This window comes from Amaricoccus sp., assembly GCF_017995835.1.
Taxonomy (GTDB): domain Bacteria; phylum Pseudomonadota; class Alphaproteobacteria; order Rhodobacterales; family Rhodobacteraceae; genus Amaricoccus.
The window spans coordinates 17,486-27,997 of the sequence record NZ_JAGOID010000033.1; the positions used below are offsets into that span (position 1 = coordinate 17,486).

The 10,512-nt window shown below is 70.4% G+C and carries 11 protein-coding genes; 5 read left to right on the forward strand and 6 right to left on the reverse strand.

Annotation, left to right across the window (positions count from 1 at the left end; genetic code table 11):
- The 3 genes from accC to nac all read right to left on the reverse strand — a co-directional run bounded on the left by accC (position 1) and on the right by nac (position 3,022).
- Positions 1–1,347, reverse strand: coding sequence for an acetyl-CoA carboxylase biotin carboxylase subunit (gene accC, locus KBA23_RS07410; protein WP_290738779.1), 1,347 nt, complete (start codon positions 1,345–1,347; stop codon positions 1–3).
- A 5-nt stretch (positions 1,348–1,352) separates the two neighbouring features.
- Positions 1,353–1,778, reverse strand: a complete 426-nt coding sequence (locus KBA23_RS07415) for an acetyl-CoA carboxylase biotin carboxyl carrier protein subunit (RefSeq protein ID WP_290738782.1) — start codon at positions 1,776–1,778, stop codon at positions 1,353–1,355.
- A 302-nt stretch (positions 1,779–2,080) separates the two neighbouring features.
- Positions 2,081–3,022, reverse strand: a complete 942-nt coding sequence (gene nac, locus KBA23_RS07420; protein WP_290738784.1) for a nitrogen assimilation transcriptional regulator NAC — start codon at positions 3,020–3,022, stop codon at positions 2,081–2,083.
- Between the two features lie 124 nt (positions 3,023–3,146).
- On the opposite strand from nac, the gene KBA23_RS07425 reads away from it, so the two are divergent.
- From KBA23_RS07425 to KBA23_RS07445, 5 genes are read left to right on the forward strand one after another with little or no spacing between them, the layout of a single operon-like run.
- The gene (locus tag KBA23_RS07425; RefSeq protein ID WP_290738786.1) at positions 3,147–4,355 is read left to right on the forward strand and encodes an aspartate transaminase; all 1,209 of its coding nucleotides are present in this window, start codon (positions 3,147–3,149) and stop codon (positions 4,353–4,355) included.
- A 12-nt stretch (positions 4,356–4,367) separates the two neighbouring features.
- A complete protein-coding gene (locus KBA23_RS07430) occupies positions 4,368–5,024 on the forward strand; it encodes an RraA family protein (RefSeq protein ID WP_290738789.1) in 657 nt (218 codons plus the stop codon).
- Between the two features lie 12 nt (positions 5,025–5,036).
- A complete protein-coding gene (locus KBA23_RS07435; protein WP_290738792.1) occupies positions 5,037–5,789 on the forward strand; it encodes an SDR family oxidoreductase in 753 nt (250 codons plus the stop codon).
- Between the two features lie 19 nt (positions 5,790–5,808).
- Positions 5,809–6,741, forward strand: a complete 933-nt coding sequence (locus KBA23_RS07440; protein WP_290738795.1) for a 2-hydroxyacid dehydrogenase — start codon at positions 5,809–5,811, stop codon at positions 6,739–6,741.
- An 11-nt stretch (positions 6,742–6,752) separates the two neighbouring features.
- Complete coding sequence (locus tag KBA23_RS07445; protein ID WP_290738798.1) at positions 6,753–7,784, forward strand: L-idonate 5-dehydrogenase; 1,032 nt, start codon at positions 6,753–6,755, stop codon at positions 7,782–7,784.
- Positions 7,785–7,930: 146 nt separating this feature from the next.
- Here the strand turns inward: KBA23_RS07445 and KBA23_RS07450 are convergent, their stop codons facing one another.
- From KBA23_RS07450 to KBA23_RS07460, 3 genes are all read right to left on the reverse strand, one after another.
- Positions 7,931–8,953, reverse strand: coding sequence for a zinc-dependent alcohol dehydrogenase family protein (locus KBA23_RS07450; protein ID WP_290738799.1), 1,023 nt, complete (start codon positions 8,951–8,953; stop codon positions 7,931–7,933).
- An 18-nt stretch (positions 8,954–8,971) separates the two neighbouring features.
- The gene (locus KBA23_RS07455; protein ID WP_290738802.1) at positions 8,972–9,367 is read right to left on the reverse strand and encodes a cupin domain-containing protein; all 396 of its coding nucleotides are present in this window, start codon (positions 9,365–9,367) and stop codon (positions 8,972–8,974) included.
- A 219-nt stretch (positions 9,368–9,586) separates the two neighbouring features.
- Positions 9,587–10,512 (reverse strand): PQQ-dependent sugar dehydrogenase (locus KBA23_RS07460; RefSeq protein ID WP_290738805.1); only part of this gene is annotated, 926 nt, incomplete at its 5' end.

Consider the following 10,512-nt stretch of genomic DNA (forward strand, 5'->3'; position numbering starts at 1 on the left):
CTAGGCTTCTCCTTCGAGCATCCGGGTCAGGTGATGGATGTCGACGCCGCCCGCGATGAACCCGGCGTCCTCGACGATCCGCCGGTGAAGCGGCAGGTTGGTCGCGACCCCCTCGATCCGCGCCTCGGCGAGCGCCACCCGGAGCCGGGTCAGCGCCTCGTCGCGGGTGGCGCCGTGGGCGATGATCTTGGCGATCAGCGAGTCGTAGTAGGGCGGCACGCGCGCCCCGGCCGACATGTGGCTGTCGACGCGGATGCCGGGGCCGCCCGGCATCTCGAATCGCGTGACGAGGCCAGGCGAGGGCGCGAAGGTCTCCGGATCCTCGGCGTTGATCCGGGCCTCGAAGGCATGGCCGCGGCAACCGACCTCGGCCTGCGTGAACGAGAGCGGCAGGCCCTGCGCCACGCGGATGCCCTCGCGCACGATGTCGATCCCCGTCGTCTCCTCGGTGATCGGATGCTCGACCTGCACGCGCGTGTTCATCTCGATGAAGGCGAAGACGCCGTCCTCGAACAGGAACTCGAAGGTGCCGGCCCCCTCGTATCCGATCTGCCGGCAGGCCTCGGCGCAACGCTCTCCGATCTCGGCGACGAGCCCGGGCGCGAGGCCTGGGGCAGGGGCCTCCTCCAGAACCTTCTGGTGGCGGCGCTGCAAAGAGCAATCGCGGCTGCCGAGCCAGACGGCGTTGCCGTGCCTGTCGGCGAGCACCTGGATCTCCACGTGGCGCGGATGGGTCAGGAACTTCTCGACATAGATCTCGGGGTTGTTGAAGGCGCGCCGCGCCTCCTCGCGGGTGACGCCCAGGGCCTCGGCGAGCCCGGCCCCGTCCTTCACCACGCGCATGCCCCGGCCGCCGCCGCCGCCCGCGGCCTTGAGGATCACGGGATACCCGAGCCGTTCCACGATCCCGCGCACCGCCGCCATGTCGTCGGGTAGCCCGGAGTCCGGACCCGGCACGCAGGGAACGCCCGCACGGATCATCGCGCTCTTGGCGGCGACCTTGTCGCCCATGGTGCGGATGCAGCTGGCGTTCGGCCCGATGAAGGCGAGGCCGGCCCGCGTGACCGCTTCGGCAAAGTCGGCGTTCTCGGAGAGAAATCCGTAGCCGGGATGGATCGCCCCGGCCCCGGTCGCCTCGGCGGCGAGCAGGATCGCCGCCGGATCGAGATAGGAGCGGGCGGCCGGGGCCGGGCCGATGCAGACGGCGGCGTCGGCGGCGCGGACGTGCGGCGCATCGCGGTCGGCCTCGGAATGGGCGGCGATGGTGCGGAGGCCGAGGGCGCGGGCGGCGCGCTGGATGCGGAGCGCGATCTCGCCGCGGTTGGCGATGAGGACGGAGTCGAACATCTGCCTCACCCGATCCGCATGAGGGTCTGGCCCGCGTCGACCTCATCGCCCGACGCGACGAGGATGGCCTCGACGACGCCGGCGCGCTCGGCGCGGATCTCGTTGAAGACCTTCATGGCCTCGATGACCGCGACGACCGCGCCGGCTTCGACGCGGGAGCCGACCGAGACGAAAGCCGGCGAGCCGGGGTTCTGGCTGAGATAGACGAGACCGGCGAGCGGCGCGCGGACGCCGCTGTCGGCGGCGGCCGGGGGCGCGGATCGCGGCGCCCGGGCGGGGCGCTCCCGTACAGGCGCGCCGGCGACGGGCGTGACGCTTCCGTCGGTCCCGCGAACGAGATGCAGCGTCCACTCGCCGCGGGTCAGGTGCATTTCCGCGAGGTCGGAGGCAGCAAACGCCGCCATCAGTTCCTTGATCTCGTCGAGATCCATCGCGCCCCCCTTTCGGTCGGTCTGCGGGAGCGTAGCTGAGCCTGGCGCCGCCGCGCCAAGACGGATCGTCTCTGCCTCGATAAGGCTCTCTTATACCAACGGTCCGGGCGCCGGGCTCGCGCCGAAGCCTTCCCGAACCCCTAAAAAGTGGCAAGCCGCATTCCAGCCGGATTCCACCCGCTTTCCAGCCAGATAGAACCACGCCTTTTCAGTCCCTTGCCTCGCCCCACCCAAGCCGGCGGCCTTTGCGCCATTTCACCCCGAAACCGCGGGCCATGGGTCAGAGATGAAGACCGTCGGCATCATGTCCGCCGGACCGGCTTGCGGTGGGTCGAGTTCGGGGCCGCACCCGGCAGGCTCGCCGCGAGTTCGACCAGCACGGCCTTCACCGCCTGCGCCGGCTCCGACAGGGGCAGATTGTCCGACTGGCAGAGCGCGAGCGGCGCCTCGATCGAAGGCTCCACGATCCGCGACCGCCAGGCGCCGGTCGCCGCCACCACCCGCCGCGCCATCGAATCGGGCAGGACCGTCGCACCGAGCCCGTCCGCGATCACCGCGGTCAGCGTCCCGTCGGATTCGATCTCGGCGACCACGTTCGGCACGAGACCAGAGCCGGCGCAGACGTCGTCCACCATCTTGCGCACGATGTTGTAGGGCCGCGGCAGGAACAGCTCCAGATCGACGATGTCCCGCAGCGGCACGCTCTCGCCCGGCAGCGCCATCTGTCGTGGCCCGACGAGATAGAGCGGCTCGAGCAACAGCAGCCGGAAGGAAAGGCCATGCACCGCAGTCGTCCCGCCGTAGAGCACGGCGAGGTCCATGCGGCCGGTCATGATGAGCTCCGAGAGCGTGGTGCCGTAGGTCTCGTTGAGATAGAGAACGATTCCCGGATGTTGCTCGCGTACCGCGCGCAGCAGCGGCACCGCGAGGTCGGCGGCCGCGGTCCCCGGCGCGAGCCCGACCGAGACCGCGCCCGAATGCCCTTGTCCCGCGGCCCTCATGTCGGTCCGCGCCTGCTCGACCTGGCGCAGGATCAGCTGTGCGTGCCGATAGAGCACCGTCCCCGCCGCCGTCGGCGTCACCCCGCGCTTCGTCCGGGTGAGGAGCTTCTGCCGGGTCTCCGCCTCGAGCGTCGCGATCTGCTGGCTGAGGGCGGGCTGGGCGACATGGAGGATGTCGGCCGCTTGCGTCAGGCTGCCGACATCGACGATCTTAACGAAGTACTGGAGGCGCCTGAAGTTCATCCTCGCCCCCTGCCTGCGCGAGACATAAGCGTCGCCTATATGAACAGACCGAAGCCGTCTTGGAAACCTGCCGGCGTGGTCGGGTAGCCTTCGGGCATCGGGGAACAACGACCGGGAGAAGGCCATGGGCAGCATCCACGTTTCCGAGCGCGTCCGGCGCATCAAGCCGTCGCCCAGCACCTCGGCCGCCGACCGGGCGAACCAGCTCCGCCGCGAGGGCCGCTCCATCGTCAACCTCGTCGTCGGCGAGCCCGACTTCGACACCCCCGCGCCGATCCGCGAGGCCGCCGCCCGCGCCATGGACGCCGGCGCGACCCGCTACACGACGCTCGCCGGCACGCCGGAGCTTCGCCAGGCGATCGCCGACAAGCTCGCCCGCGAGAACGGCGTCGCCTTCGAGCCCTCCGAGATCGTGGTGACGAACGGCGCCAAGAGCGCGATCTACGCCGCCTTCGCCGCCACGCTCGACGAAGGCGACGAGGTGATCGTCCCGGCGCCCTACTGGGTCTCCTATCCCGACGCCGCCCTTGCCTGCGACGGCGTGCCGGTGCCGGTCGCCTGCCCGGAGGCGCAGGGCTTCAAGCTGGCGCCCGCCCAGCTCGAAGCCGCGATCACCCCGCGCACCCGCTGGCTGGTGCTGAACTCGCCCTCGAACCCGACCGGCGCGACCTACAGCGCCGACGAATACCGCGCGCTCGCCAAGGTGCTGGCCCGTCATCCGCACGTCATGGTGATGACCGACGACATCTACGAGCATATCCGCTTCGCGAACGGCGTCGCGCCGCACCTGCTCGCCGCCGCGCCGGAGTTGCGCGACCGGACGCTGGCGATCAACGGCGTCTCCAAGACCTACGCCATGACCGGCTGGCGCATCGGCTGGGCCGCCGGCCCGCGCGAGCTGATCCGCGCCCTCGACACGCTGCTTTCCCAGGCCGCCGGCAACGCCTGCTCGGTCAGCCAGGCCGCCGCCACGGCGGCGCTGAACGGCGACCAGTCCTTCGTCGCCGAGAGCGTCGCCACCTACCGCGCCCGCCGCGACAGGACCGCCGCCGGCCTCAACGCCATCCCCGGCCTCTCCTGCCGCGTGCCCGAGGGCGCCTTCTACCTCTACGTCAACTGCGCCGGCCTGATCGGCAGGACGACGCCCGACGGCAAGACCCTCGGGTCCGACGGCGAGGTCGTCCTCTATCTGCTCGAGCGCGCCGGGGTCGCCGTTGTCGCCGGCGAGGCCTATGGCCTCTCGCCCTACTTCCGCCTGTCGATCGCCACGTCGCAGGACAACCTCGACGACGGCGTCGCCCGCATCGCCGCCGCCGCCGCCGACCTGCGCTGAGGAGCCGCGCCCATGACCATCGAGAAGCACCCGAGCGCCGCGTCCGTCGCGCCAGACACCCTCGCCCGCCTGCGCGGCCTGCAGGTCGCCCTCATCAGCGACCAGCTCCACCGCAATCGCGGCTTTGCGGGTCTGCGTCCCTACCACCGCCCGGCGCCGCTCGCCGGGACTGCCGTTACGGTGCGCACCCGCGGCGGCGACAATCTCGCGATCCTGCGCGCCTTCGAGTTCTGCCGCCCCGGGGACGTCATGGTCGTGGACGCCGACGGCGACTGCTCCAACGCGCTGGTCGGCGGCATCCTCACCTTCTACGCCGCCTCGATCGGCATGGCCGGTATGGTGCTCGACGGCGCGATCCGTGACACCGCCGAGATCGGCGAGCGCACCTTCCCGGTCTATGCCCGCGGCCATACTCACCGCGGCCCGTACAAGGACGGGCCCGGCGCGATCAACGTCCCCGTCACCCTCGGCGGCATGACCGTTCGCCCCGGCGACATCGTCGTCGGCGACCAGGACGGCCTGCTCTCCTTTGCCCCCGAGGAGGCCGAGGATCTGATCGCCAAGGCCATCGCCCACCGCGAGAAGGAGGAGCAGACCATCGCCGCCATGACCGAAGGTCGCTGGGACCGCTCCTTCATCGACGCGCTGGAAACCCGTGCGATCAACTGAAGGCAGCTCGTCATGACCTTTCCGCTCTTCGATCTGACCGGCCGCCGCGCGCTCGTCACCGGGTCCAGCCAGGGCATCGGCCTCGCGCTGGCTGGGGGCCTTGCAGCCCACGGCGCCGCGGTGGTCCTCAACGGCCGCGACGAGGCGAAGCTCGCTGCCGCCGCCGCGCGCATCCCGGGCGCGACGACCGCCGGCTTCGACGTCACCGACCCGGAGGCGGCCGCCGCCGGCGTTGCGGAGGTTCTGGCCGACGGTCCGATCGACATTCTCGTCAACAACGCCGGGATGCAGTTCCGCACGCCCCTCGAGGACTTTCCCGTCGACAAGTGGCAGCAGCTGCTCACCACCAACGTCTCCAGCATCTTCTACGTCAGCCAACCCGTCGCCCGCGCCATGATCGCCCGGGGTCGCGGCAAGATCGTCAACATCGCCTCGGTGCAAAGCGAGCTCGCCCGCCCCGGCATCGCCCCCTACACCGCGACCAAGGGCGCCGTCCGCAACCTCACGCGCGGCATGGCGACCGACTGGGCGAGGCACGGCCTTCAGGTCAACGCCATCGCGCCGGGCTACTTCGAGACGCCGCTGAACCAGGCGCTCGTCGACGATCCCGCCTTCTCCGAATGGCTGGCCAAGCGCACCCCCGCCGCCCGCTGGGGCAAGGTCGAGGAACTGGTCGGCGCCGCGGTCTTTCTCGCCTCCGACGCCTCCTCTTTCGTGAACGGACACACGCTCTACGTGGACGGCGGCATCACCGCCAGCCTCTGAACCAGAAGGAACGCCTCCCGTGACCAAGCCCGTGGTGCTGATGACCGGCGCCTACCCCGCATGGGATCTCGACGACATGGAGGCGCGCTACCGCCTGCTGAAGCTCTGGGAGGCCCCCGACGCCGACGCCTTCCTCGCCGAGCACGGCTCGTCCGTCCGCGCCATCGCCACCCGCGGCGACCTCGGCGCCTCGGCGGCGCTGATGAAGGCGCTGCCGAAGCTCGAGATTGTCGCCTGCTATGGCGTCGGCACCGACGCCATCGACCTCGCCCACGCCAGGGCCGCCGACGTCCACGTCACCAACACCCCGGACGTCCTGACCGGGGACGTCGCCGACATGGCCGTCGCGCTGCTCCTCGCCGCCGCCCGCCTGATCCCGCAGGGCGACGCCGAGATCCGCCGTGGCGGCTGGGCGATGCCGCTCACCACCCGCGTCTCCGGCAAGGCGGTCGGCATCGTCGGCATGGGCCGGATTGGCGCTGCGGTCGCGAAGCGCCTCGCCGGCTTCGACGCCGACATCGCCTACTTCGGCCGCAGCGCGCGGCCCGAGTCCCCCTATGCCTTCGAGCCCGATCTCGTCGCTCTCGCCCGCCGCTCCGAGTTCCTGATCCTGACCCTCGCCGCCAGCGACGCCACGCGCGGCATCGTCGACGCCCGCGTGCTGGACGCCCTCGGCCCCGACGGCATCCTCGTCAACGTCTCCCGCGGCTCGACCGTGGACGAGCCGGCCCTCCTCGCCGCGCTCGAAGCCGGCACGATCAAGGCCGCCGGCCTCGACGTCTTCTGGAACGAGCCGGCGATCGACCCGCGCTTCGCGGTGCTCGGAAACGTCGCACTGGCGCCACATCACGCATCGGGCACCGTCGAGACCCGCAAGGCGATGGGGCAGCTCGTCCGCGACAACCTCGCCGCCCACTTCGCCGGCCGGCCCCTCGTCACCCCCGTGGTCTGAAGGAGAACCCCATGCGCGCCGTCGTCATTCATGCCGCGAAGGACCTCCGTGTCGAGGAGCGCGCGTCCGGGACCGCCGGCCCCGGCGAGGTCGAGGTTGCGGTCGAGGCCGGCGGCATCTGTGGCTCCGACCTCCACTACTACCACCACGGCGGCTTCGGCGCCGTGCGCCTGAAGGAGCCGATGATCCTCGGCCACGAAGTCGCCGGCCGCGTCACGGCCCTCGGGCCCGGGGTCGACGGGATCGCCGTTGGCGACCGCGTCGCCGTCTCGCCGAGCCGCCCCTGCGGCGCCTGCGCCTTCTGCCTCGAAGGGTTGCCGAACCAGTGCCTGAACATGCGCTTCTACGGCAGCGCCATGCCCTTTCCGCACATCCAGGGCGCCTTCCGCGAGCGCCTCGTCGCCCTCGCCTCGCAATGCCACAAGGTTGCCGACGGCGTCGCGATCGGCGAGGCCGCGCTCGCCGAGCCGTTCGCGGTCACGCTGCACGCCGTCGCCCGTGCCGGCTCGCTCCTCGACAGGCGCGTCCTCGTCACCGGCTGCGGCCCGATCGGGGCGCTGGCGATCATCGCCGCCCGCGCCCACGGCGCCCGCGAGATCGTCGCCACCGACGTTTCCGACACCGTCCTCGCCTTCGCCGCGAGGATCGGCGCCGACCGCACCATCAACGTTGCCACGGACCCGGACTCCCTTGCCGCCTACGGCGCGAACAAGGGCAGCTTCGACGTCCAGTTCGAGGCCTCCGGCAACGCCGCAGCGATCCGCTCGGGTCTCGACGTCCTCCGCCCGCGGGGCGTCCTCGTCCAGCTCGGCCTCGGCGGCGACATCGCCATCCCGCAGAACCTCGTGGTCGCGAAGGAGGTCGACATCCGCGGCACCTTCCGCTTCCACAGCGAGTTCGCCCTCGCCGTCGATTTCATCAACAGGCGCCGGGTCGACCTGAAGCCCCTCCTGACCGGCTCCTATCCGCTCGAGGACGCAGTGACGGCCTTCGAGGTCGCAGGCGATCGCAGCCGTTCGATGAAGGTGCAGCTTTCCTTCTGAGCGACTGAATCATACCGGCGAGTCTACCAGGCCACCCGGCGCAGCACGGGCTAACACGCGTGATAGATAGGGTAACTACCTGAGTTCAAACGATAAAAGCGTCAAAGGCCAAAAAGCGCCCGCGAGTCATCATGAGCTCGCCGGTATCAGCCGTCCACCCGCAGCATGGTCTTGATGGCGCGGCGCTCGTCCATCGCCTTGTAGCCCTCGGCCACCTCGGCGATCGGCAGGACCAGATCGAAGACCTTGCCGGGCTGGATCCTGCCCTTCAGCACGCGGTCCATCAGGTCGGGCAGGAAGCGGCGCACCGGGGCCGGGCCGCCCAGCATGCGCTGCTGCTTGAAGAACAACTGCCCGCCGTCGAAGCTGACGCCATGCGGCACGCCGACATAGCCGATGGCGCCGCCGGGACGGCAGACGCCCATCGCCTGTAGCATGGATTGCTCCATGCCGACGGCCTCGATCACCGATTCCGCGCCGATGCCGTCGGTCAGATCCATGACGCGGGCGACGCCATCCTCGCCCCGCTCCGCAACGATGTCGGTGGCGCCGAATTCGCGGGCGAGCGTCGAGCGGGTCGCGTGGCGGCTCATGGCGATGATGCGGCCCGCGCCCAGTTGCTGCGCGGCCATCACGCCCATCAGCCCGACCGCGCCGTCGCCGACCACGACGACCGTGCCGCCCTCGCGCACATTGGCGGCGACCGCGCCATACCAGCCGGTGCCGAGCACGTCCGAGGCCGCCAGCATGTGCGGGATCATGTCGGCATCCGGCATCTCGTCCGTGGCGACCAGCGTGCCGTCGGCCAGCGGCACACGGGCATAGGGCGCCTGCGCGCCGGTCATGAACTCGCGTTGCATGCACGACGACTGGAAGCCGAACTGGCAATGCGGGCAGGTGTTGTCCGAGAGGCAGAAGGAGCCGACGACGAACTGGCCGGGCTTGATCGTGCGGACCTCGCGGCCGACCTCGACCACCACGCCACAATATTCGTGGCCCATGTTCGCCGGACCCTCGCGCAGCGACAATCCGCGATACGGCCACAGGTCCGAGCCGCAGATGCAGGTGGCCGACAGCTTGATGATCGCGTCGGTGGGCTTCAGGATCTTCGGATCCTCGACACGCTCGTAGCGGACGTCGCCGGGGCCGTGCATGACGGTGGCAAGCATGGGATTTCTCCTTGGAGCTCAGGCGCCGTATTCGGCGTCGGTGACGTGTTCCATCCAGGTGACGACCTTGCCGTCCTTCACCTCCTGAATGGCGATATGGCTCATGCCGGTGTCCGGGGCGGCGCCGTGCCAGTGGCGTTCCTCGGGCGCGAACCAGACGACATCGCCCTGGCGGATTTCCTCGACCGGCCCGCCCTTGCGCTGCACGAGGCCGCGCCCAAAGGTGACGATCAGCGTCTGGCCGAGCGGATGGGTGTGCCAGGCGGTGCGGGCGCCGGGGTCGAAGGTCACATGGGCGCCCTGCACCCGGTCAGGCGCGGCGGGGTTGAAGAGCGTGTCCACCCGGACCTTGCCTGTGAACCAGTCGGCCGGTCCCGCGGCGGATGGTCTGCTGCCTGCGCGAAAGATTTCCATCTTCTGTGTTCTCCTCGTGCAAGAGTGATGGGACGGGTAGCTCCCGCCCCGGTCAGGGCTGCTTCGGTCTCTACCCGTGCCTGCGAGCCGGAGCGCGAGTGCGTTGAATCCGGAAGCGTGATTTGGCTGCGACGTCTGCTGCAAGGGCTATCGTTTTTTCCTTCGAGCTACTCGGTTGGCGCTTCGGCGACGGAATGGACCCGAACACTCCCTTGCAAGTCAGCTTTCCGGTGTCAGGCGGATCAAGGCGCCGTTGTCGGCATCCGTCAGGATCATCACCGCGCCGTCCGGCGCCACGTCGACATCGCGGATCCGGCCCATGCCCTGCAGGTAGCGCGCCTCGCCCGCGACGCGGCCGTCCTCCAGTTCCAGCCGCACCAGCGCCTGTCCGGCGAGACCGCCGACCAGCGCGCTGCCCTGCCAACCGGGGAACATCGCGCCGTCGTAGAAGACCATGCCGCTCGGAGCGATCACCGGATCCCAGTAGTAGACGGGTTGCTCCATGCCGTCTCGCGCGGTGATCCCCTCGCCGATCGGGCCGCCGCGGTAGTCCTGGCCATAGGTGATGACCGGCCAGCCATAGTTGCGCCCGGCCTCGGGGCGGTTCAGTTCGTCGCCGCCGCGCGCGCCATGCTCGACGGTCCAGAGCGCCCCGTCCCGTCCGAGCGCCGCCGACTGGACGTTGCGATGCCCCCAGGACCAGATCTCGGGCAGGCCGCCGGGGATCGACGGATTGCCCTCGGCCGGGCCGCCCATCGGGTCGATCCGCAGCACCTTGCCGATATGGGTCGAGACGTCCTGCGCCAGTAGCCGCGGCTCGGGTTGCGAGCGTTCGCCGGTGGTGACGAAAAGCGCGCCGCTTGCGTCGAAGACCAGCCGCGAGCCGAAATGGCTGGTCGAGGTCCAGGCAGGTTGCTGCTGAAATATGACCTCGACATCGGACATCGTGGCGCCGTCTTCGGACAGCACCCCGGTCGCGACCGCGGTGGCGTTGCGCCCCTCGCCGCGCGGCTCGGCATAGCTCCACCAGACGCGGCGCGTCTCGGAGAAGTCGTCCCGGATCGCCACGTCCAGCAGCCCACCCTGCCCGCGCACATCGACCTCGGGCAGTCCGGAAATCGCGGGCGAGACCGTCCCATCCACTC

Bases quoted from the DNA above. Each gene is read 5' to 3' on its own strand.
- accC (WP_290738779.1), bottom strand. From the start codon at position 1,347: ATGTTCGACTCCGTCCTCATCGCCAACCGCGGCGAGATCGCGCTCCGC.
- KBA23_RS07415 (WP_290738782.1), bottom strand. From the start codon at position 1,778: ATGGATCTCGACGAGATCAAGGAACTGATGGCGGCGTTTGCTGCCTCC.
- nac (WP_290738784.1), bottom strand. From the start codon at position 3,022: ATGAACTTCAGGCGCCTCCAGTACTTCGTTAAGATCGTCGATGTCGGC.
- KBA23_RS07425 (WP_290738786.1), top strand. From the start codon at position 3,147: ATGGGCAGCATCCACGTTTCCGAGCGCGTCCGGCGCATCAAGCCGTCG.
- KBA23_RS07430 (WP_290738789.1), top strand. From the start codon at position 4,368: ATGACCATCGAGAAGCACCCGAGCGCCGCGTCCGTCGCGCCAGACACC.
- KBA23_RS07435 (WP_290738792.1), top strand. From the start codon at position 5,037: ATGACCTTTCCGCTCTTCGATCTGACCGGCCGCCGCGCGCTCGTCACC.
- KBA23_RS07445 (WP_290738798.1), top strand. From the start codon at position 6,753: ATGCGCGCCGTCGTCATTCATGCCGCGAAGGACCTCCGTGTCGAGGAG.
- KBA23_RS07450 (WP_290738799.1), bottom strand. From the start codon at position 8,953: ATGCTTGCCACCGTCATGCACGGCCCCGGCGACGTCCGCTACGAGCGT.
- KBA23_RS07455 (WP_290738802.1), bottom strand. From the start codon at position 9,367: ATGGAAATCTTTCGCGCAGGCAGCAGACCATCCGCCGCGGGACCGGCC.